Raw genomic sequence first — 21,649 nt, 5'->3', positions numbered from 1 at the left:
GGGGGGCGGGCGGCCCCCGGGGGGCGCCAACACCCACCAAAAAACCCACACGCGCCCGCCCGCTAACACGCGGGGCGCCGCCCCCCCGCGCCCGCCCACCCCCCCCCCCCCCCCCCGCCCGGCGCCGGCCGGCCGACATGAACGGTTGTGCGGGCCCGGCGGGGGAAACCCTGCCGGGCCCGCACATGCGAGGGTCAACGCTACGCGCGTAGCGTCCGATTGACCCGTGTAGCGTCGCCCCCGCTCCGCCGGACGACCGCTTGTTCCCACCGGGTGGACATCCCGGCTTCGCCCCCCGCTCCCTTCCCCGAGGAGAGTGCGCCATCAAAGCGTCCAGCAGCACTGAATCCAGCAGTGGCACCGCCAACGCCGTAGAACTGCGCGGCATCACCAAGCGTTTCCCCGGCGTCGTGGCCAACCACGACATCCACCTCACGGTCCGCCGCGGCACCGTCCACGCCCTCTGCGGCGAGAACGGCGCCGGCAAGTCCACCCTGATGAAGATCCTCTACGGCATGCAGAAGCCGGACGAGGGCACCATCACCCTCGACGGGGAGCAGGTCGCCCTGCACTCGCCGGCCGACGCCATCGCGCGCGGCATCGGCATGGTGCACCAGCACTTCATGCTGGCCGACAACCTCACCGTCCTGGAGAACGTCGTCCTCGGCGCCGAGAAGCTCCACGGCATCGGCAGCAAGGCCCGCACGAAGATCAAGGAGATCTCCGACGCGTACGGCCTGGGCGTGCGCCCCGACGTCCTCGTCGAGGACCTCGGCGTCGCCGACCGTCAGCGCGTGGAGATCCTCAAGGTCCTCTACCGGGGCGCCCGTACGCTCATCCTCGACGAGCCGACCGCGGTGCTGGTGCCGCAGGAGGTCAGCGCGCTCTTCGACAACCTGCGCGAGCTCAAGTCCGAGGGCCTGACCGTCATCTTCATCTCGCACAAGCTCGGCGAGGTGCTCTCCGTCGCGGACGACATCACCGTCATCCGCCGCGGCACCACCGTCGGCACCGCCGTCCCCAGCGAGACCACGCCCAAGCAGCTCGCCGAGCTGATGGTGGGCGAGGAACTGCCCTCGCCGGAGACCCGCGAGTCCACGGTCACCGACACCCCGATGCTCACCGTCGAGGGCCTGCACCTGTCGGCCACCGACTCCGACGGCGTGGTGCGCACCGTGCTCGACGGCATCGAGTTCACCATCCACAAGGGCGAGGTCCTCGGCCTCGCGGGCGTGGAGGGCAACGGCCAGGCCGAACTGGTCGAGGCCATCATGGGCATGCGCGACCCGGACGCCGGCACCGTCACCCTCGACGGCGACGGGATCACCCACGCGCCCACCCGCAAGCGGCGCGAGGGCGGCATCGGCTACATCCCCGAGGACCGCCACCGGCACGGCCTGCTGCTGGAGGCCCCGCTCTGGGAGAACCGCATCCTGGGCCACGTCACGGAGAAGCCCAACAGCAAGGGCGTCTTCCTGGACAACAAGGCCGCGCGCGCCGACACCGAGCGGATCGTCCGCGAGTTCGACGTCCGCACCCCCGGCATCGAGGTCACCGCGGCCTCCCTCTCCGGCGGCAACCAGCAGAAGCTGATCGTCGGCCGCGAGATGAGCCACCACCCCAAGCTGCTGATCGCCGCGCACCCCACCCGGGGCGTGGACGTCGGCGCCCAGGCGCAGATCTGGGACCAGATCCGCGAGGCGCGCCGCGAGGGGCTCGCGGTGCTGCTGATCTCCGCCGACCTGGACGAGCTGATCGGGCTCTCCGACACCCTGCGGGTGATGTTCCGCGGCCGCCTGGTCGCCGACGCCGACCCCGCCACCATCACCCCGGAGGAGTTGGGCTCGGCCATGACCGGCGCCGCTACCGGCCACCTGGAGCACGAGGAGAGCGAAGGGGGCGACTCCAAGTGATCAAGAAGTTCGACAAGAACAAGATCGTCCTGGCCGTCGCCGCGCCGCTGCTCGCGATCGTGGCCGCCATCGCGATCACCTCGATCATCATCGCGGCGACGGGCAAGGACCCGTTCCACGCCTACCAGGTGATGGTGGACTTCGGCTCGAAGAGCGACAGCCAGGTCTGGATCATCAACAAGGCGACGCCGTACTACCTTTCCGCGCTGGCCGTGGCCATCGGCTTCCGGATGAACCTCTTCAACATCGGCGTCGACGGCCAGTACCGCATCGCGGCCTTCTTCGCCGCCGTCGTCGGCGGGGCGCTCACCCTGCCCGGCATCGTCCAGATCCCGGTGATCATCATCGTGGCGATGGCGGTCGGCGCCCTCTGGGCCGGCATCGCCGGTCTGCTGAAGACCACCCGCGGCGTCAACGAGGTGATCAGCACGATCATGCTCAACGCCATCGGTGCCTCGGTCATCGGCTACTTCCTCCAGGACGGCCGGCTGGCGAACAAGGAGGGCAACCTGATCCACACGCCCTACCTGCCGGACTCGGCGCACTTCTTCGAGATCCCGACGACGCCCAAGCCCGTCTTCGGCTTCGTGGTGATCGCCGTGATCGCGGGCCTGGCCTACTGGTTCCTGCTGGGCCGCACCCGCTTCGGCTTCGACCTGCGCACCGTCGGCCGGTCCGAGTCGGCCGCCCAGGCCAGCGGCGTCAGCGTCAAGCGCATGATCGTCACTTCGATGGTGCTCTCGGGCGCCGTCGCCGGCCTCGTCGGCATGCCGACCCTGCTCGGCGTCTCGTACAACTACGGCACCGACTTCCCCACCGGCATCGGCTTCACCGGTATCGCCATCGCGCTGCTCGGCCGCAACCACCCCATCGGCATGGCGCTCGGCGCCCTGCTCTGGGGCTTCCTGGACCGCACCGGCACCCAGCTCGAATTCGAGGGCTACGCCCAGGAGATCGTCGGCGTGATCCAGGGCGTCATCGTCCTCTGCGTCGTCATCGCGTACGAGATCGTGCGCCGCTACGGCCTCAAGACCCAGCAGCGCAAGGTCGGCGAGGAGCTCGCCGCCCAGGCGCGCAAGAGCGACAAGGCGGAGGCAGCCGCATGAGTACGACCTTCACCTCCGGTCTCGCCGAACGGCTGAGCGGCAAGAACAAGGGCGACGGCGGCCGCAGGCCGACCTACCCCATGGTCCTGCTGATCATCGCGGGCGGCCTGCTCCTCCTGTCCGCGCTGCGCGCGCTCACCGGCGCCAACGACCTGACCAGCTCGGGCCAGTTCAGCTCCGCCCTCGCGGCGGCCGTGCCGATCGGCCTGGCCGGCCTCGGCGGCCTGTGGGCCGAGCGCGCGGGCGTCGTCAACATCGGCCTCGAGGGCATGATGATGCTCGGCGCGTTCTCCGCGGGCTGGATGGGCTGGCAGCACGGCCCCTGGCTGGCGGCCGTCGCCGGCATCGTCGGCGGCGCGCTCGGCGGCCTGATCCACGCGGTCGCCACCGTCACCTTCGGCGTGGACCACATCATCTCCGGTGTGGCCATGAACATCCTGGCCCTGGGCGTCACCCAGTACTTCGCCAAGCTCTGGTTCGGCGCCGAGGGCAGCGCGGCCCAGCAGGCGGGCGGCAACGACAAGCAGTCGCCCGTCATGGACAACATGCCGGACTTCTCCATCCCCGGCCTGTCGGAGTGGCTGCAGTCCGTCGAGAAGCACCACTGGTTCCTCGTCTCCGACCTCGCCGGCATCGTGGACGGCCTGGTCACCGACGTCTCGTGGCTGACGATCGTCGCGGCGCTGCTCTTCCTGGGCACGTTCTTCGTCCTGTGGCGCTCGGCCTTCGGCCTGCGCCTGCGCTCCTGCGGCGAGAGCCCGGTGGCCGCCGAGTCCCTCGGCGTCAACGTCTACACGTACAAGTACGCGGCCGTCGTCGTCTCCGGCGCCATGGCTGGCCTCGGCGGCGCGTTCCTCGCCATCGGCACGCACATGTACTCCGACGGCCAGACCGGCGGGCGCGGCTACATCGGCCTCGCCACGATGATCTCCGGCAACTGGCGGCCGGGCGGCGTGGCCATGAGCGCCGGCCTGTTCGGCTTCATGGACAGCCTCCAGCTGCGCTCCGGCGGCCCGACCGTCCACGCGCTGCTCCTGCTCATCGCGGTGCTGCTGGCCGGCTTCGCGGTCTGGCGCCTCAAGGGCGGCAAGGTGAAGCCGGCGATCGGCGCGGCCGTGGTGGCCGCGGCGCTGTTCGTCTGGTTCGCGCTGACGAAGACGGTGCCGCTGGAGTTCGTGGACGCGACGCCGTACGTCGTCACGCTGCTGGTGCTGTCCCTGTTCTCCCAACGGCTGCGCATGCCCAAGGCGAACGGCAAGCCCTACCGGAAGGGCCAAGGAAAGTGACGACCTCTCCCGAACTCTGGGAGGACCTGCGCGCGCAGGCCCGGGACGCCATGTCCCGGGCCTACGCCCCGTACTCCGAGTTCCCCGTGGGTGCCGCGGCCGTCGTCGACGACGGCCGCGTGGTCACCGGCTGCAACGTGGAGAACGCCGCGTACGGCGTCGCCCTGTGCGCCGAGTGCGGCCTGATCTCGGCCCTGTTCTCCTCGGGCGGCGGCCGGCTCACCGCGTTCACCTGCTGCGACCGCAACGGCAACGTGCTCATGCCGTGCGGCCGCTGCCGCCAGCTCCTGTGGGAGCACGGCGGACCCGAGCTGGCGGTCGACACGGCCTCCGGCATCCGCCCGCTGGCGGAGCTGCTGCCGGACGCGTTTGGGCCCGCTGACCTGAATCGTTAAAGATGTCCTCAAGCGCCGGACGGGCTGTTGCATCGGCCCGTCCGGGTCACTTTCCGGCCCCGGGAAGACTGAGGACGCACGAGCCTAAGGAAAATGTGCTGATGGACGCCATTTCCGTCATCCGCGCCAAGCGCGACCGCGGTCGTCTGACCGACGAGCAGATCGACTGGATGATCGACGCCTACACGCGCGGCGAGGTCGCCGACGAGCAGATGTCCGCACTCGCCATGGCGATCCTGCTGAACGGCATGGACCGCGCGGAGATCGCCCGCTGGACGGCCGCGATGATCAAGTCCGGCGAGCGCATGGACTTCTCGTCCCTGCCGGTGCCGACGGCCGACAAGCACTCGACGGGCGGCGTCGGTGACAAGATCACCCTGCCCCTCGCTCCCCTGGTCGCCGCCTGCGGCGCGGCCGTCCCGCAGCTGTCCGGCCGCGGCCTCGGCCACACCGGCGGCACGCTCGACAAGCTGGAGTCCATCCCCGGCTGGCGCGCCCTGCTGTCGAACGACGAGATGATGCAGGTCCTGCGCGACGTCGGCTCCGTCATCTGCGCGGCCGGCGACGGCCTGGCCCCGGCGGACAAGAAGCTCTACGCCCTGCGCGACGTCACGGGCACCGTCGAGGCCATCCCGCTGATCGCCTCGTCCATCATGTCCAAGAAGATCGCCGAGGGCACCGGCTCGCTGGTCCTGGACGTCAAGGTCGGCTCCGGCGCGTTCATGAAGAACATCGAGGACGCGCGCGAGCTCGCCTCCACGATGGTCGGCCTCGGCACCGACCACGGCGTCAAGACCGTCGCACTGCTGACCGACATGTCGACCCCGCTCGGCCTCACCGCCGGCAACGCGCTGGAGGTCCGCGAGTCGGTCGAGGTCCTCGCGGGCGGCGGCCCGGCGGACGTCGTCGAGCTCACGCTGGCCCTGGCCCGCGAGATGCTGACGGCGGCCGGCCTGCCCGACGCCGACCCGGCCAAGGCTCTGGCCGACGGCTCGGCCATGGACCACTGGCGCCGCATGATCGCCGCGCAGGGCGGCGACCCGGACGCGACGCTCCCGGTCGCCCGCGAGCAGCACGTCGTCACGGCCTCCTCCTCCGGTGTCCTCACCGCCCTCGACGCCTACGCCGTCGGCGTCTCGGCCTGGCGCCTGGGCGCGGGCCGGGCCCGCAAGGAGGACCCGGTGCAGGCGGGGGCGGGCATCGAGATGCACGCGAAGCCGGGTGACGTGGTGACGGCGGGCCAGCCGCTGCTGACGCTGCACACGGACACGCCGGAGAAGTTCGACTACGCGCTCGCGGCCCTGGAGGGCGGCGTCGAGATCGCCCCGGCGGGGACGGACTTCACGCCGAACCCGATCGTGCTGGACCGCATCGCGTAGCCGCTGGGCGCGAGCCGGAGAGGGCGGGCGCCGGGGTTTTCTGCCCCGGCCCCGCCCTTTCACCGTTTCTCCCGGGGCTCCGCCCTCGGCCCGGCTCCGCCCTCGGCCCGGCACCGCGCTCCGCGCGGTGAGGCGGGGGCTGCGCCCCCTGCACCCCTGAAGCCCCCTCCTGGCGCTGCCTCCAAACTCCCCGGAGGGGCGACCCCCGGACGGGCTGAATCAGCCCGTCCGGCGCTTGAGGACAATGCGGCGAAGCCGCATTGCGGGGTCCGGGGCTTGCCCCGGGGAAACGGTGAAAGGGCGGGTCCGGGGGCAAACCAAAGAATCGGGACCAGCGAGGACAGGTAGTGGTCCCAGGTCCGGTACGAGAACTCGAATCCGTCCGGTGGGTCCGCCGCGAGCGACGCGAAGTAATCGCCGTCCTTTGCGGGCCAGTTGTCGTGGATCAGCGTCACGTCGTGTGTGGTCATGCGCCGATGGTGGCAGGGGGGTCTGACAACGGGCCGTGTGCGAGGGCGGAGGGGCGGCCCGGACGGGCGTCGGGCCACGTCCATGACGCCCACAGACGCAGCCTCACCTGCGCTTTCCTCATTCGGGTGAACGGGGTCGGCGGACCGGTACCGAGCCGGTTCGCCATCTTGGGATCGGGCGATGTCCCGACCGAAGGAGACCGCCGTGAACGCACCCGCTGCCGACCACCCGCAGGGGCATGGCCGCGAGTGGGAGGAGCTTGTCCGCATCTGGGGGGAGACGGGCGTGCCCAAGGGCTGCAAGGTGGAGATCGTCGAGGGGGTCGTCACCGTGTCACCAGCGCCTTCTCGTGACCACGATGACATCGCGGATATCGTCCAGCGCTGCCTGTGTGCCGTGATTCCTGAAGGCTGGGGCGTTTACCGGACACTCGGGATCGCAGTGCCGTCGCGGAGCGGGCTGTTCGTCCCGGATCTTGCGGTCGTGCCGAAGACCGGGCTGTCCGATCGGTTCGTCGTGGCTGCCGAGGTCGAGCTCGTTGTTGAGATCACCGCGAATGCGAATGCCCATCACGACCGCATCGAGAAGGTTGCCGGTTATGCACGGGCCCAAGTGCCTCTCTATTTGCTGATCGACCGGTGGGCTCCCGGCGGCCCGACCATCACGCTTTACGGGGAGCCCAAGGACGATGACTACCGAGTGCTGCGAGCAGGCAAGTTCGGCGACGGAATCGCCCTGCCCACGCCGTTCGAGCTGACGATCCGCACGGACGAGTTCCCCGTCGGCTGACGACGGAGGGGCCGCCCCCACCAGAACAGGTGGTGGGGCCGGCCCCTCCGGGTCCGTAAAGGCGCGGGCGCTACACCCGCACCGCCGCCGACGCCCGGCGCTCCACGAGCGCCCGCCGCGTCGCGTACAGCGTGATCGCCCCGGCCGCCACCATCGCCAGCAGCCCCAGGACGACCGTCCCGTCCCAGCCCCCGGCCCGGAAGGCCACGGCGCCCACCGTGCCGCCGACGGACGAACCGAGGTAGTACGCCGTCTGGTACAGCGCCGACGCCTGGGCGCGGCCCGTCGTCGCCGTCCGGCTCACGGACGACGAGGCGACCGCGTGGCCCGCGAAGAAGCCGGCCGTGATGAGGATCAGGCCCGCCAGGACCGCGATCAGCGAGGACGTCAGGGTCAGCAGCAGACCGGCCGTCGTCGTCCCCATCGCCAGGTACAGCGCCCCGCGCCGGCCGAGCCGGCCGACCAGCTTGCCGGCCGCGGCCGAGGAGGCCGTGCCGACCAGGTAGACCAGGAAGATCGAGCCCACCAGGCCCGGCGGCAGCGAGAACGGCGCCTCGGCCAGCCGGTAGCCGATGACCGTGTAGACCGCGCCGAAGACGGTCATGAAGAGCGCGCCGATCAGGTACAGCCGGACCAGCAGCGGGTCGGAGAGATGGCGTCCGACCGTACGGGCAAGAGCTCGCGGGGAGACCGAACCCGGGGTGAAATGACGGGCCTTGGGGATCAGCAGGCGGAAGACCACCGCGCACAGCACCGCCAGGACGCCGACCGCCGCCAGACCCGCGCGCCAGCCCCACGCCTGGGCCGTCCAGCCGGCCAGGATCCGTCCGGACATGCCGCCGATCGCGTTGCCGGCCACGAACAGCCCGACCGCGCCCACCAGGGCCTTGGGCCGGACCTCCTCCGCCAGGTAGGCCATCGCCGAGGCGGGGACGCCCGCCAGCGCGGCGCCCTGCAGCGCGCGCAGCCCGATCAGCCAGCCGAGGTCCGGGGCGAACGGCACCAGCAGCCCGACGAACGCGGCCACGCACAGTGCCGCCGTCATCATCGCCCGCCGCCCGTACCGCTCGGACAGGGCGCTGAGCGGGACGACCGCGAGCGCCAGCCCGCCGGTCGCCGCGGAAACGGTCCAGCTGGCCTGATCGGCCGTCACCCCGAGGCCGTCCGAGACGGCGGGCAGCAGGGCCTGCGTCGAGTAGAGGAGCGCGAAAGTGGCCACGCCCGCCGCGAAGAGCGCGAAGCTCATCCGGCGGTAGCCGGGATCGCCGGGCAGCAGCCGCGAGTCGGGGGAGGAGGGAGCGGAGGTCGGCGAAGGAGAGGCACCCGCGCGCACGATGACGGCGGATGCCCCGGTATCGGCAGGAGGCATGTCCACACCGTAGGCACGGCGCAATAAATGCGTCCAATGCATGGAACGGCCATAATCCATTCCGTGAAGCATGAACGCAGGTCAGAGCGGCCTCTGTCACCAATTGGCAACAGAAAAGACATCGGTGTTACTGGCGAATCCTTGACGGCCGACATGGGCCCGGACTCCTGGGCGGCCACGCTCACCCCGCGCCTCGCGCAGTTCGCCGTCGTGGCGCGGCACGAGCACGTCACCCGCGCCGCGCGGCAGCTGGAGATGCCCCAGCCGACGCTCAGCCGCTCGCTGGCCCGCCTCGAACACGACCTGGGCGTCGCGCTGTTCGCCCGGCACGGCCGCACGCTCTCGCTCACCGCCGCGGGCCGCACCTTCCTCGCCGCTGTGGAGCGCGCCCTCGCCGATCTGGACCGCGCCGCCGAGTCCGTACGCGCCGACGCCGACCCCACCGCCGGCAAGGTCGCCTTCGGCTTCCTGCACACCATGGGCTCGGAGACCGTCCCCGAGCTCATCCGCGCCTTCCGCGCCGACCACCCCCGCGTCCGCTTCCAGCTCGTGCAGAACTACGGCGAGGCCATGATCGAGCGGCTCCGCGACGGCGACCTCGACCTCTGCCTCACCTCGCCCGTCCCCGACGCGCCCGACCTGGTCGCGCGCCGCCTCGACGAGCAGAAGCTGCGGCTCGTCGTCCCCGAGGACCACCCGCTCGCCGTGCGCAAGCGGATCCGCCTCGCCGAGGCGGCCGCCGAGCTCTTCGTCACCCTCGAACCCGGCTACGGGCTGCGCCGGATCACCGACGCGCTCTGCGCCGAGGCCGGGTTCAGCCCGAAGATCGCCTTCGAGGGCGAGGACCCCGAGACGCTGCGCGGCCTGGTGGCCGCCGGGCTCGGCGTGGCCCTGCTGCCGCCGCCCGCCGTGCCGCGCCCCGGCGTCGTGGAGCTCGCCGTCACCGCGCCGCGCGCCGTCCGCGAGATCGGCGTCGCCTGGCTGGACGGCCACCCCGACACCCCGCCGGTCGCCGCCTTCAAGCGCTTCCTGCTCTCGCGCCGCGGGCAGCTGCTGCACCGCTGAGCGCTCAGTGCCCGGGCGTCGTACGCTCAGTGTCCCAGCGTCGTGCCGAAGCCGCAGGCCAGCGGCATCCGCAGGCCCAGCGGCGGGGGCGCGGCCAGCGCGTCGGCCAACGGCCGGGCGTAGGGGTGGCCGAAGAGCGACCCGCGCACGAAGTCGGCCGTCAGGGCCATGACTTCGGCCCGGTGCTGGTCGAACCCGTGCCCGTCGGAGTGGACTTCGAACCGGCACACGTCCCGGTTGACCTTCTTGGCCCGCTCGGCCAGCCGGAAGGACAGGTCGGGGTCGGTCCGTTCGTCGTCGGTGCCGTGGACGAGCAGCACCCGGCGGCCCTTGAGCTGGCGCACCGGGTCGGGGTCGAGGACGGCCTCCGGCTCCGGCAGCCACGGAGCGAGCGCCACCACGCAGGTGACCGCCGGGTGTTCGGCGGCGCGCAGCGCGGCCCGGCCGCCCATGCCCGTGCCCACCAGGCACACGGGTACGTCGCCGTAGCGCCGCACCACCTCGTCGGCCGCCCACAGGGCGTCGTGCACGGGGTGGGCCGCGGAACCGTTCCACCCGCGGTGGCGGTAGCGGACCGGGTGCACGGCCAGGCCCTCGCCGGCCCCCGACCGCTCCAGCCGGCGGGCCAGCCGCCGCTGGGCGGCCGGGGCCCTGCCCGGCGGGCGGCGCGTCCCGGTGACCCGGCCACCCGGAAGGAGCAGCGCCACCCCGTTGACGGTGTCCCCGGAACGGCCCGCTCCGAGGGGTTTGCCCAGGTCGGGGGAGGGGATTCGGGGCTTCAGAAACCTCACGGGCCGCTGCGGCCCCACCGGTCCCAGTGGCTCCGCCGGCTCCGGCTGCGGCAACGCTTGCTGAACCATGGCAGACAACGATGGCAGAACCACACACGCTGTCCACCCCGCCGACGGGTCACCGTTCCGTATCGTTCCCTCCCATCTACGCGCGTAGGGGCTAGAGTGCCGAAATGACGAGCGAGACCACCAACCTCCCCGGGACCGTTCCCACTCCCGAACAGATCCGTCGCGCCCCGAAGGTGCTGCTCCACGACCACCTCGACGGCGGTCTGCGCCCCGCCACCGTCGTCGAGCTGGCCCGCGAGACCGGCTACGACCGCCTCCCCGAGACCGACCCCGAGAAGCTCGGCATATGGTTCCGCGAGGCCGCCGACTCGGGCTCGCTGGAGCGCTACCTGGAGACCTTCGCGCACACCTGTGCCGTCATGCAGACCCGGGAGGCCCTGTTCCGGGTCGCCGCCGAGTGCGCCGAGGACCTGGCCGCGGACGGCGTCGTCTACGCCGAGGTGCGCTACGCCCCCGAGCAGCACCTGGAGGCCGGGCTCACCCTCGAAGAGGTCGTCGAGGCCGTCAACGAGGGCTTCCGCGAGGGCGAGCGCCGGGCTCGCGCCAATGGTCACCGCATCCGCGTCGGCGCGCTGCTGACCGCGATGCGGCACGCCGCCCGCGCCCTGGAGATCGCCGAACTCGCCAACCGCTACCGCGACTCCGGCGTCGCCGGCTTCGACATCGCGGGCGCCGAGGCGGGCTTCCCTCCCACCCGCCACCTCGACGCCTTCGAATACCTCAAGCGCGAGAACAACCACTTCACCATCCACGCGGGCGAGGCATTCGGCCTCCCGTCGATCTGGCAGGCGCTCCAGTGGTGCGGTGCCGACCGGCTCGGCCACGGCGTGCGGATCATCGACGACATCGACGTCGCCGAGGACGGTACGGTCAAGCTCGGCCGGCTCGCCTCCTACGTGCGCGACAAGCGCATTCCCCTGGAGATGTGCCCCACCTCGAACCTCCAGACCGGGGCGGCGACTTCCTACCAGGAGCACCCGATCGGCCTGCTGAGCAAGCTGCGCTTCCGCGCGACCGTGAACACCGATAATCGGCTGATGAGCGGTACCAGCATGACCCGTGAATTCGAGCACCTGGTCTCGGCGTTCGGCTACACGCTCGACGACATGCAGTGGTTCACCGTCAATGCGATGAAGTCCGCCTTCATTCCATTCGACGAACGTCTTGCGATGATCAACGATGTGATCAAGCCGGGTTATGCCGAGATCAAGTCGGAGTGGCTGTTCCGCTAGGCGGATCTGCCAGGCGGATCCGCCGGTACGACTGACCGTCTATCGGCCCTCAATACGGCGGACACGGCCGGGAATTCAAATCTCCCGGCCGTGTCATTCACTGCCGGCCCCTCGTTGTCGTGACTAGGTTGCAAAGCCGCCCGGAATTCATCCATCACCGTCACGAGGACAGATCGCAGATGAAGCAGGGAATCATCAAGACCTTCGGTGCCGCGGCTCTCGGCGCGGCCGTCGCCGTCGTCGCGGCGGGCACCGCGTCGGCCGCGGCTCCCCACGCCGGCCCGCTGGAGCGGGCGACGGGCCTGGCCGCGGGCACGAGCCGCAGCCTGCCGATCGAGCAGGTCGCGCCGCTCCTGCCGGGCGGGCCGCTGATCGAGGCGGGGAACCGGGCGCTGGGCTCGTCGGCGATGAAGTCCACGGCCATGGCGCTGGACAAGGCGTTCTTCCCGGCGCCCGCGCCGAAGGCGCCGGAGGCGGCACCGCAGTCGGCGCCCCAGGCGGCGCCCGCGGACAACAAGGGCAACGGGGGTCTGCTGGGGCTCGTGCCGGCGGGTGGCCTGCCGAAGGGGCTGTCGACGCCGAATCTCTTGGGCGGCAATCGCGGCTGAGGCCGGTCGGGGGTGTTTTTTGCCCCGGACCCTCCCCCGGACGGGCTGAATCGGCGCGCCGATTCAGCCCGTCCGGCGTTTGAGGACAATCCGCGCGGAGCGCAAGGAACCTGATGCGCCTCCTGCGCAGCGGTCTTCGCCGCATTCAGTACCGCAGCGGCCTCATCGACGGATGCCACGCCGCGACCGGACTCCACAACCCGACAGGCGGATCGGTGTGCCGGCACGACGCGTCAAAGCTCAGCAGCTCGGCCCTTACTGGACACGGATCAGTGGTTCATGGCGGATGGGGAAGTTCACTGAGCGGGCGATGAAGCACACCGAGTGCACTTCGTCGTGCAGTGCGCGGGCCTTGTCCGTCATCGAGACATCGGCGACGGTCACCTCGGGACGAAGTGTGACCTCGGTTATCTGGCCCCCGCCGCCGCTCGCGTCCATGGTCATGACCCCGTGGGCCCGGTCTTCGTAGTCGACAACGGTCACTCCGCCGACAGCGCACAGGTGGAGGTACCAGAGCATGTGGCACTGGGCGACAGAGGCCACAAGCAGTTCCTCGGGGTTCCAGCGGGCCGGGTCGCCGCGAAAGGCCGGATCGGAGGAGGCGGCGATGGGAGTCTTCCCAGTCGCCAGGACTTCATGAGCACGACTGAAGGAGCGATAACTATCCGTTCCTGAGCCGAGGTTGCCGGTCCATTCAATCACTACGTCATAGGTGTGCGTCTCAGTCATGCGGCCAGGATAAGCAGGGGCGAACCCAACTCAGCTGATGACATCACGATGACAACTTCAGTAACCGTCTACGGCGCAACCCCCACCCGCGAGAGCGGTGCCGACGGCGTCAGGCCCGTCGACGGCGTCGCCGTCGGCTCAGGCGGCGCCGAAGAGGATCGCGGCACCCGGCGCCGCAAACGCGCCCGCACCGCCGGCACAACGGCCAGGTGCGCAACGGCAACACCGGTCACATTCAGCAGCAGCGCATCCAGGTCCAGCACCTGCCCCACCACACCCCCCCGAACCACCTGCAACACCAACGCGATCATCGCGCTCGTGAAGACCGTCCGGGCCAGCGATCCCAGCGGGGACGCCGCGACACGGCCGCCCGCCCAGGGCAGCAGCACCCCGAGGGGGGCGAACGGAAGCACCGCGGAGCCGATCGTGCGCGCCGCCTCCCACGGGCCGAGCGCCAGGTCCGCGCGGAGGGTGGCGAACGGCTCCCGGTGCGCGGCGGACACCCAGGGGGCGGTCAGGGGGCGCACGGCCAGCCAGCCCACCACGACCAGGTGGGCGGCGAGGAGCACGCAGCCCGCGAGGCGGTAGCGGTGTCGTAGGGCGGGCGTACCGCCGTAACCATGACGCTGCACGCCCCACAGGACGCGGTGCGCGGGGCGCGCGGTTCCGGCCACGACGAGCCACGACGAGCGCCCCGCGCGTCAGGCGCCCGGCGCGCTCTCCGGATGGGCGCGCGTCTCCTCCGTGCAGGGGTACGAGCGCGGCGCCTCGCCGCCCGGCCCGCCCAGGGACACCGCGTTCCGGCCGCCGGCCGCCGCCGTGCCCGCGAAGGTGCAGACGATCTGCGACAGGGCCTTGGGCGGCAGCGCGTCCGGGGCGGTGCTCAGGCGCAGCGTTCCCGGCGGGTCGTCCCGCCGCCCGCCGGTGACGGTGAGGTGCGACGGCACCTCGCTGGAGAGGCCGGCGGACTCCTCGCCGGACGAGAGCGGGCGGCGCAGTTCGTCCAGGAGCACCTGGGCCGTGCCCAGCGCCCCGTCGCGGCCGGGCGCCGCGACCGTCCGGACGACGGCGACCAGCTGGGAGGCGCACAGCAACTGCACGGGCAGCTCCGTGCCGCTCCGCGGCGTGGCGGCCGTGGCGCCCGGACGCACCAGGCACGACGCCCGCGAGGGCGCGCTGCCGGCGTCGACGGGCACGGCGGTGCCCCGGATCCCGCACCCCGAGGCGAGCGCGCACACCGCGGTCACCGCCGCGGCGAGCGCGGCCCCGCGCGCCGCGCGCCTCATGTGGCGTCCTCCTGGTCCGGACCCTGCGCGGAGTCGTTCCCGCCGTCCGCGGCGGAGACGTCGAGGGGCAGGGCCAGGGTGAAGACCGCGCCGCCCTCGGGGGAGTTGGCGGCGGTGATCTCGCCGCCGTGGATGTGCGCGTTCTCCAGGGCGATGGACAGGCCCAGGCCGCTGCCCTCGGAGCGCGGGCGGGAGGCGCTCGCCTTGTAGAAGCGGTCGAAGACGTGCGGCAGGACGTCCTCGGGGATGCCGGGGCCGTGGTCGCGGACCTCGATGATCAGCCGGTCCTCCACCGGGCGCACCTTCACCCGGACCGGAGAGCCGCCGTGCTTGAGGGCGTTGCCGATCAGGTTGGCCAGGATGACGTCCAGGCGGCGCGGGTCGAGCCGGGCCATGATGCCGCGCTCGGCGTCCAGTTCGACGGCGTCCAGCCAGGCGCGCGCGTCGATGCAGGCGGTGACCTGGTCGGCGACGTCCACGTCGTCCAGGACGAGCCGGGCCGTGCCCGCGTCGAAGCGGGTGACCTCCATCAGATTCTCCACCAGGTCGTTCAGCCGCCGCGTCTCGCTCACCACGAGCTGCACCGCGGGAGCGATCATCGGGTCGAGGGAGTCCGCCTCGTCCTCCAGGACCTCCGTGACCGCGGTGATCGCGGTCAGCGGGGTGCGCAGCTCGTGCGACATATCCGCGACGAACCGCCGGCTCGCCGACTCCCGGGCGCTCAGCTCCTCCACCCGCTTCTCCAGCGACTCGGCGGCCTTGTTGAACGTCCGCGACAGCTCGGCCAGTTCGTCGGTGCCCGACACGTCCAGCCGGGTCTCCAGCTTGCCCTCGCCGAGGCGGCGGGCCGCCTCGCCCAGCCGCTGGACGGGCCGCAGCACCGTCGAGGCGGCGGCCTGGGCGAGCAGGGCCGAGCCGATCAGGGCCAGGGCGGTGGCGATCCCCAGCGACCAGGCGAGCGAGTTGAGGTCCTGGCGCTCGTTCTCCAGCGACTTGAGCAGATAGCCGGTGGGGCCGCCGCCGATCACCTTGGCCCCGCCGACGAGGTAGGGCTGGCCGTCGAGGGTGATCCGCTGCCAGTACAGGTGGTACGGGTACGGGTTGGACTCGTCGACCTTACGCTCCCGGTTCACCGCCGTGATCAGGGACTTCGGCACGGCCTTGAGGGTGAACAGGTCGCGATTGGAGGGCGCGGCGCACTCGCCGCCGCCCTTGACCCGGCCGATCAGCAGCACCTCGTACTTCTGCGAGGTCGCCGCCATCCGGTCCGCGGCCTCCTGGAGCTCGGGGCAGGTGGGGGTCAGCGGCAGCGTGCCGGTGTTGTCCTGGAGCGACTTGCGGAAGTCGTCCAGCGCCGCGTTCTGCGTCCGGGTCAGGACCGCGTCGCGGTTGAGCCAGTAGGCGATGGCGGACGCGGACACGGCGGCGGCCAGGGCCACCAGCGCGAAGACCAGCATCAGCCGCAGCCGCAGGCTGATCCACCGCACGCTGAGCCGCATCAGGTTCCTGACCGCGGCCCAGCCCCGCACCCGTCCGGGCCGTTCTGTCACTGTCTCGTCGACCTCGCCATTCACTGATGTCGCTGCCACTGCTGTCACTGCGGCGAGTCGAGGCGGTAGCCGACGCCCCGGACCGTGCGGATCAGGGTGGGGGAGGACGGCACGTCCTCGACCTTGGCGCGCAGCCGCTGCACACAGGCGTCCACCAGCCGCGAGTCGCCCAGGTAGTCGTGCTCCCAGACCAGCCGCAGCAGCTGCTGGCGGGAGAGCGCCTGGCCCGGGCGGCGGCTCAGCTCCAGCAGCAGCCGCAGCTCGGTCGGTGTGAGCTGGAGGTCCTCCCCGTTCTTGGTGACCGTCATCGCCGAGCGGTCGATCACCAGCGAGCCGAAGGTCGCCGAGTCGCTGGACTCGCGTTCGCCGCGGCGCAGCACCGCGCGGATCCGGGCGTCCAGCACCCGGCCCTGCACGGGCTTGACCACGTAGTCGTCCGCCCCGGACTCCAGGCCGACCACGACGTCGATGTCGTCGTTGCGGGCCGTGAGCAGGATGATCGGCAGCTGGTCGGTGCGCCGGATGCGGCGGCAGACCTCGAAGCCGTCGATCCCGGGCAGCATCACATCCAGCACGATCAGGTCCGGCCGCTGCTCGCGCAGCAGCTTCAGGCCGTCCTCGCCCGAGGCCGCGGTCACCACGCGGTGACCCTGGCGCGACAGGGAGAACTCGAGGGCCGTGCGGATGGCGTCGTCGTCCTCGATCAGCAACAGGAAAGGCACGTGGTCATTCTGGCCTACGTCTGGGCGGTAGTTCGACTTCCGCTCCGGGGGCCTCCCCGCGGGCCCGTGACGACGGGCCCCGCCGCTGTTGCACGGCTGTGACAGTCGGCGGACAGCGCCATGAAACTGGCCCGGCAGGCTTCTGTTCACCGGGCGGAGAGCGGTCCGGACCACGGACCAACGGGCACCACCGACGGGGGGCGCGAGATGAACGCACTGCACACGATCACCACCGGCGCAGTTCGCACGCGCCTGCACGACGCCGCGACGACCGGGCGGGGCTACGCCCGCGGCACCGGGCGGGCCCGCACGCAGGGGATGTACCTGACCGCCATCGACGCGGCCGTCTACGGCGAGCCCGCCGCGCCCGCGCCGAAGCCGGCGGAGGCGCCGCAGGCCGGGCGTACGGAGATGTCCGGCGCCGAGGCCGAGTTCACCGCCTACGTCCAGGAGCGCCGCGCCTCCCTCTACGCGACCGCGTACCACCTCACCGGCGACCGCCACGAGGCCGAGGACCTGCTGCAGAGCGCCCTGTTCTCCACCTACCGCGCCTGGGACCGCATCACGGACAAGGCGGCGGTCGGCGGCTACCTGCGCCGCACCATGACCAATCTGCACATCAGCGCCTGGCGGCGCCGCAAGCTCAACGAGTACCCGACCGAGGAGCTCCCGGAGACGGTGGGCGAGCAGGACGCGATGCGCGGCACCGAGCTGCGCGCCGTCCTGTGGCAGGCGCTCGCCCGGCTGCCCGAGCTCCAGCGCACGATGCTGGTGCTGCGCTACTACGAGGGCCGCACCGACCCGGAGATCGCCGAGATCCTGGGGATCAGCGTCGGCACGGTCAAGAGCAGCATCTGGCGCTCGCTGCGCCGGCTGCGCGAGGACGAGGCCATCGGCTCCGGCCGGGGCGTCGAGGAGTCGTTCGGCGAGCTCGTGGCCTAGGACGACGGGGGGAACACGGGGGAACGAGGGGGAGGGGAAAGAGGGGGAACGGGGGAAGGGAAGCGGGGGGGCGGCCCGGGGGGGGGGGCCCCCCCCGGCCGGGTTTGTATAAACCCCCCCCCCCCCCCCCGGCCCCCGGGGGGGCGGCCCCCCCCCCCCCCCCAAACCCCCCCCCCCCCCCCCCCCCCCCCGGCGGCGGGGGCGGGGGGGGGCGCGGGCGGGCGGGGGGGGGGGGGGGGGGGGGGGCGCCCCCCCCCCCGCTTCCGTGTTTCCTATCGCCCGCTCCGCACGGGCTCGGCCGCGGGTTCCGGCGCCGCCGCCGCGACCTTCTCGCACCGCCCGGCCGCCGCGGCCGCGATCCGGCCCATCGCGGTGTCCCGCCCACAGGGGAACGCGCCGAGCGCGGTCTGCCGGGCCACGATCCCGCGCTCCTCGCGCATCAGCCGCAGTCCGCGGCGCACCAGGTAGAGCACGGGCTTGCGGGCCTCGCGCAGGTCGCGGGCGAGGCGGCGGCGGAACGTCGTCGACGGGCGGCCGCGCAGGCACAGCGCGTCGGCCAGGACGTCCAGTTCGCGGCAGCGCTCGATGACCTCGGCGGCGAAGATGCCCTCCGCGACGAAGAGCGGGGTGCGGCCGATGTCCAGCGTGCTCGTGCCCGTCCGCGAGCTGGTGGCGATGTCGTACACCGGCACGGGGGTGCGGGACGTGCGGCACAGCGCCTCGATCGCGGCCACCGCCGCGTCCCCGTCCCAGGACAGCGGCGAGTCCCAGTCGGCGCCCGAGCCGTCGGGGAGCCGGGGGAGCGTGGGGTCCGTGCCCTCCTTGTAGAAGTCGTCGAGGTTGAGGACCGGCAGCCCGGTCAGGGCGGCGAGGGACGACTTTCCGGAGCCGGACGGGCCGGCCAGCAGGATGACGCGCGCGTGCGGCGCGGAAGGCGGGAGGACAGTCACGGAACACCAGTGTGACGCATTGACCCACAGGGGGGATCCCCCCGGGTACGGATGTGCGCTGTTCGTGACGGTTCGGATACGCTGCGTCGCCGAACGGTTTCCGCTCATGCCCCGTTTCCGCTCACGCCCCGGCAGGTGGTCATGGCCTCGCACGCACGTCACGCACTCCGTCCCCCCTCGCGCCTCCCGCGTTCGCTGACGCGCGCGGGCGTCACCCTCTCCGCGTCCGCCGCGATCGCCGTCGGCGCGGCGTCCGCCGCGAGCGCCGACCCCGTGACCCCGCCCTCCGGGCCCACGCTGCACACCCCGGCCTCGCCCGCCCGGGCCCAGCTCGGGCAGCTCGACCTGGTGGCCGCCCGCGACGGCGCCATGATCGGCCTCCAGCACGCGACTGCGCCGCTCGCCCCGATCCTGGGCCGGCTCCCGGTCAACCCCTTCGCGCGGACCGGGATCGACCCGCTCAACAACACCGTCGGCACCAAGATCGGCGACTTGAAGCCGGTGAGCAGCCGGGCGGTGACGGGGCCGCTGTCCGACGGGGGCAAGCTGCACGACGTGCCGGGGCTGAACCTGCTGCCGCTGCCGCGCTGATGCGCTGGTGAACGCCCGAGGGGCGGACGGGTTCTCCCGTCCGCCCCTCGGGGTGCTTCGGCGTCAGTACGACGAACCGCCCGCGCCCAGCGAACCCGTCGGGTGCCAGACGGTCTTCGTCTCCAGGAACGCCAGCAGACGGCCGGTGCCCGGAGCGGCGGACCAATCCACAGGCTGTGGACGGAGAACGCGCTTGAGGTTGTCCGCCGCGGCGGTCTCCAGCTCCTTGGCCAGCTCCGCGTCCGCGCCCGCCAGGTCGATCGCGTTGACGTCCTGGTGCGCCGCCAGGGACGGGGCGATCTCGGCCGCGCGGCCGGACAGCACGTTGACGACACCGCCGGGCAGGTCGGAGGTGGCCAGCACCTCGCCCAGCGACAGCGCCGGCAGCGGCGCCTTCTCCGAGGTGACGACGACCACCGTGTTGCCGGCGGCGATCGCCGGGGCGATCACCGAGACCAGGCCCAGGAACGACGACTCCCGCGGGGCCACCACGGCCACCACGCCGGTCGGCGCGGGCGAGGAGACGTTGAAGAACGGCCCCGCCACCGGGTTGGTGCCGCCGACGATCTGGGCGATCTTGTCGGTCCAGCCCGCGTACCAGACCCAGCGGTCGATCGCCGCGTCCACCTGCGCCGCGGCCTTGGCCTTCGACAGGCCCTCGGCGTCGGCCACTTCGGCGGTGAACTGGTCGCGGCGGCCCTCCAGCATCTCGGCGATCCGGTAGAGGATCTGGCCGCGGTTGTACGCGGTCGCCCCCGACCAGGCGCCGAACGCCTTGCGCGCGGCCACGACCGCGTCACGCGCGTCCTTGCGGGACGAAAGCGGCGCGTTGGCGAGCCAATTGCCCTTCGAGTCCGTCACCTCGTACACCCGCCCGCTCTCGGACCGGGGGAACTTGCCCCCGACGAACAGCTTGTAGGTCTTGAAGACGCTGAGTCGCTCAGACATCGAGGTAGGCCTCCAGACCGTGGCGGCCGCCCTCGCGGCCGAAGCCCGACTCCTTGAAGCCGCCGAACGGCGAGGTCGGGTCGAACTTGTTGAACGTGTTGGCCCAGACGACGCCGGCGCGGAGCTTGTCCGCGACCGCGAGCATCCGCGAGCCCTTCTCCGTCCAGATGCCCGCCGACAGGCCGTACTGCGAGTTGTTGGCCTTGGCGACGGCCTCCGCCGGGGTGCGGAAGGTCAGGACGGACAGCACCGGGCCGAAGATCTCCTCGCGGGCGATCCGGTGGGCCTGGGTGACGTTGGTGAACAGCGTCGGCGCGAACCAGTAGCCCTGGGAGGGCAGTTCGCAGGACGGGGCCCAGCGCTCGGCGCCCTCCGCCGTGCCGCTGTCGGCCAGCTCGGTGATCCGGGCCAGCTGCTCGGCCGAGTTGATGGCGCCGACGTCGGTGTTCTTGTCGAGCGGGTCGCCGACGCGCAGCGTGGACATCCGGCGCTTGAGCGCGTCCAGCAGCTCGTCCTGGATCGACTCCTGCACCAGCAGGCGCGAACCGGCGCAGCAGACCTGGCCCTGGTTGAAGAAGATGCCGTTGACGATGCCCTCGACGGCCTGGTCGATCGGGGCGTCGTCGAAGACGATGTTGGCGCCCTTGCCGCCCAGTTCGAGGGTGAGCCTCTTGTCGGTGCCGGCGACCGTGCGGGCGATCTGCTTGCCCACGGCGGTGGAGCCGGTGAACGCGACCTTGTCGATGCCCTCGTGGGCCACCAGCGCGGCGCCCGTCGAGCCGTCGCCCGTCAGGATGTTGACGACGCCCTTGGGCAGGCCGGCCTGGCGGCAGATGTCCGCGAAGAACAGCGCGGAGAGGGGGGTCGTCTCGGCGGGCTTGAGGACGACCGTGTTGCCCGCGGCCAGCGCCGGGGCGATCTTCCACGCCAGCATCAGCAGCGGGAAGTTCCACGGGATGACCTGGCCCGCGACGCCCAGCGGCTTCGGGTTCGGCCCGCTCGTGCCGTTCATCGGGCTCCGCCCGAGGGCCGCGTACTCCAGCTTGTCGGCCCAGCCCGCGTAGTAGAAGAAGTGCGCGGCGACCAGCGGGAGATCGGCGTCGCGCGTCTCCTTGATCGGCTTGCCGTTGTCGAGCGTCTCCAGGACGGCGAGCTCGCGGCTGCGCTCCTGGATGATGCGGGCGATGCGGAAGAGGTACTTGGCGCGCTCGGAGCCGGGCAGCGCGGACCACTTCTCGAACGCCTTGCGGGCGGCCTTGACCGCCGTGTCGACGTCCTCGGCGCTCGCCTGCGCGACCTCGGAGAGGACCTCCTCGGTCGAGGGCGAGACGGTCTTGAAGACCTTGCCGTCCGAGGCCTCGCGGAACTCGCCGTCGATGAACAGCCCGTAGGAGGGGGCGATGTCGACGACGGCGCGCGACTCGGGCGCCGGTGCGTATTCAAAGGACATGGCCATGG

21 protein-coding genes are annotated in these 21,649 nt (G+C 72.0%); 11 read left to right on the top strand and 10 right to left on the bottom strand.

Translation table 11 applies throughout. The features are described from left to right. Positions 1 to 323 precede the first annotated feature (323 nt). The 6 genes from I5Q34_RS16685 (at position 324) to I5Q34_RS16660 (ending at position 7,339) form a co-directional block, all read left to right on the top strand. Positions 324 to 1,913, top strand: coding sequence for an ABC transporter ATP-binding protein (locus tag I5Q34_RS16685; RefSeq protein WP_199893374.1), 1,590 nt, complete (start codon positions 324 to 326; stop codon positions 1,911 to 1,913). Next, positions 1,913 to 3,019 (top strand): ABC transporter permease, encoded by a 1,107-nt coding sequence (locus tag I5Q34_RS16680; RefSeq protein WP_199893375.1) that lies wholly within the window; start codon positions 1,913 to 1,915, stop codon positions 3,017 to 3,019. Before I5Q34_RS16685 ends, I5Q34_RS16680 begins: the two co-directional genes overlap by 1 nt. Continuing rightward, on the top strand, positions 3,016 to 4,305 hold the full coding sequence (locus tag I5Q34_RS16675; RefSeq protein WP_199893083.1) for an ABC transporter permease: 1,290 nt from the start codon (positions 3,016 to 3,018) through the stop codon (positions 4,303 to 4,305). The genes I5Q34_RS16680 and I5Q34_RS16675 overlap by 4 nt, the downstream gene beginning before the upstream one ends. Continuing rightward, positions 4,302 to 4,700, top strand: a complete 399-nt coding sequence (locus I5Q34_RS16670) for a cytidine deaminase (RefSeq protein ID WP_199893082.1) — start codon at positions 4,302 to 4,304, stop codon at positions 4,698 to 4,700. Before I5Q34_RS16675 ends, I5Q34_RS16670 begins: the two co-directional genes overlap by 4 nt. Before the next feature lie 95 nt (positions 4,701 to 4,795). Next, positions 4,796 to 6,079, top strand: a complete 1,284-nt coding sequence (locus I5Q34_RS16665; RefSeq protein WP_199893081.1) for a thymidine phosphorylase — start codon at positions 4,796 to 4,798, stop codon at positions 6,077 to 6,079. Between the two features lie 675 nt (positions 6,080 to 6,754). Further along, positions 6,755 to 7,339: a Uma2 family endonuclease gene (locus tag I5Q34_RS16660; protein ID WP_277965537.1), complete on the top strand. Its 585-nt coding sequence runs from the start codon at positions 6,755 to 6,757 to the stop codon at positions 7,337 to 7,339. Positions 7,340 to 7,409: 70 nt separating this feature from the next. Here the strand turns inward: I5Q34_RS16660 and I5Q34_RS16655 are convergent, their stop codons facing one another. Beyond that, positions 7,410 to 8,708, bottom strand: a complete 1,299-nt coding sequence (locus tag I5Q34_RS16655; protein ID WP_199893079.1) for an MFS transporter — start codon at positions 8,706 to 8,708, stop codon at positions 7,410 to 7,412. 36 nt (positions 8,709 to 8,744) lie between these two features. On the opposite strand from I5Q34_RS16655, the gene I5Q34_RS16650 reads away from it, so the two are divergent. Further along, entirely contained in the window at positions 8,745 to 9,773 is a 1,029-nt protein-coding gene (locus I5Q34_RS16650; protein ID WP_374193025.1) for a LysR substrate-binding domain-containing protein, read from the top strand. Between the two features lie 26 nt (positions 9,774 to 9,799). On the opposite strand, the gene I5Q34_RS16645 is transcribed toward I5Q34_RS16650, so the two are convergent. Then, positions 9,800 to 10,528 carry an alpha/beta hydrolase gene (locus I5Q34_RS16645; RefSeq protein WP_199893372.1) on the bottom strand — a complete coding sequence of 243 codons (729 nt, stop codon included), beginning with the start codon at positions 10,526 to 10,528 and terminating at the stop codon, positions 9,800 to 9,802. A gap of 209 nt (positions 10,529 to 10,737) precedes the next feature. Between I5Q34_RS16645 and I5Q34_RS16640 the strand changes: the two genes are divergently transcribed. Together I5Q34_RS16640 and I5Q34_RS16635 are read left to right on the top strand one after the other, a co-directional pair. Beyond that, the gene (locus tag I5Q34_RS16640; protein WP_199893078.1) at positions 10,738 to 11,865 is read left to right on the top strand and encodes an adenosine deaminase; all 1,128 of its coding nucleotides are present in this window, start codon (positions 10,738 to 10,740) and stop codon (positions 11,863 to 11,865) included. Between the two features lie 179 nt (positions 11,866 to 12,044). After that, on the top strand, positions 12,045 to 12,473 hold the full coding sequence (locus I5Q34_RS16635) for a hypothetical protein (RefSeq protein WP_199893077.1): 429 nt from the start codon (positions 12,045 to 12,047) through the stop codon (positions 12,471 to 12,473). 255 nt (positions 12,474 to 12,728) lie between these two features. On the opposite strand, the gene I5Q34_RS16630 is transcribed toward I5Q34_RS16635, so the two are convergent. The 5 genes from I5Q34_RS16630 to afsQ1 all read right to left on the bottom strand — a co-directional run bounded on the left by I5Q34_RS16630 (position 12,729) and on the right by afsQ1 (position 16,760). After that, the gene (locus I5Q34_RS16630; RefSeq protein ID WP_199893076.1) at positions 12,729 to 13,202 is read right to left on the bottom strand and encodes an OsmC family protein; all 474 of its coding nucleotides are present in this window, start codon (positions 13,200 to 13,202) and stop codon (positions 12,729 to 12,731) included. Positions 13,203 to 13,270: 68 nt separating this feature from the next. Further along, positions 13,271 to 13,834 carry a VanZ family protein gene (locus I5Q34_RS16625; RefSeq protein WP_199893371.1) on the bottom strand — a complete coding sequence of 188 codons (564 nt, stop codon included), beginning with the start codon at positions 13,832 to 13,834 and terminating at the stop codon, positions 13,271 to 13,273. A gap of 69 nt (positions 13,835 to 13,903) precedes the next feature. Beyond that, entirely contained in the window at positions 13,904 to 14,488 is a 585-nt protein-coding gene (locus I5Q34_RS16620) for a hypothetical protein (RefSeq protein ID WP_199893075.1), read from the bottom strand. Next, on the bottom strand, positions 14,485 to 15,987 hold the full coding sequence (locus I5Q34_RS16615) for a HAMP domain-containing sensor histidine kinase (RefSeq protein WP_234429039.1): 1,503 nt from the start codon (positions 15,985 to 15,987) through the stop codon (positions 14,485 to 14,487). The genes I5Q34_RS16620 and I5Q34_RS16615 overlap by 4 nt, the downstream gene beginning before the upstream one ends. Before the next feature lie 95 nt (positions 15,988 to 16,082). Beyond that, positions 16,083 to 16,760: a two-component system response regulator AfsQ1 gene (afsQ1, locus tag I5Q34_RS16610; protein WP_199893074.1), complete on the bottom strand. Its 678-nt coding sequence runs from the start codon at positions 16,758 to 16,760 to the stop codon at positions 16,083 to 16,085. 207 nt (positions 16,761 to 16,967) lie between these two features. On the opposite strand from afsQ1, the gene I5Q34_RS16605 reads away from it, so the two are divergent. Then, positions 16,968 to 17,702, top strand: coding sequence for a SigE family RNA polymerase sigma factor (locus I5Q34_RS16605; protein WP_199893073.1), 735 nt, complete (start codon positions 16,968 to 16,970; stop codon positions 17,700 to 17,702). A gap of 272 nt (positions 17,703 to 17,974) precedes the next feature. Here I5Q34_RS16605 and I5Q34_RS16600 read toward each other — a convergent pair whose 3' ends face one another. Next, a complete protein-coding gene (locus tag I5Q34_RS16600; RefSeq protein ID WP_307811686.1) occupies positions 17,975 to 18,652 on the bottom strand; it encodes an ATP-binding protein in 678 nt (225 codons plus the stop codon). 141 nt (positions 18,653 to 18,793) lie between these two features. Between I5Q34_RS16600 and I5Q34_RS16595 the strand changes: the two genes are divergently transcribed. After that, the gene (locus I5Q34_RS16595) at positions 18,794 to 19,243 is read left to right on the top strand and encodes a hypothetical protein (RefSeq protein WP_199893072.1); all 450 of its coding nucleotides are present in this window, start codon (positions 18,794 to 18,796) and stop codon (positions 19,241 to 19,243) included. 63 nt (positions 19,244 to 19,306) lie between these two features. On the opposite strand, the gene I5Q34_RS16590 is transcribed toward I5Q34_RS16595, so the two are convergent. Both I5Q34_RS16590 and I5Q34_RS16585 read right to left on the bottom strand, forming a co-directional pair. Next, complete coding sequence (locus I5Q34_RS16590) at positions 19,307 to 20,191, bottom strand: aldehyde dehydrogenase family protein (protein WP_199893071.1); 885 nt, start codon at positions 20,189 to 20,191, stop codon at positions 19,307 to 19,309. Next, on the bottom strand, positions 20,184 to 21,647 hold the full coding sequence (locus tag I5Q34_RS16585; RefSeq protein ID WP_199893070.1) for an aldehyde dehydrogenase family protein: 1,464 nt from the start codon (positions 21,645 to 21,647) through the stop codon (positions 20,184 to 20,186). The genes I5Q34_RS16590 and I5Q34_RS16585 overlap by 8 nt, the downstream gene beginning before the upstream one ends. Positions 21,648 to 21,649 lie beyond the last annotated feature (2 nt).

Source organism: Streptomyces sp. AV19, assembly GCF_015999245.1.
In the GTDB taxonomy this organism is placed as follows: domain Bacteria; phylum Actinomycetota; class Actinomycetes; order Streptomycetales; family Streptomycetaceae; genus Streptomyces.
This window is presented reverse-complemented; position numbering and strand designations above follow the sequence as displayed.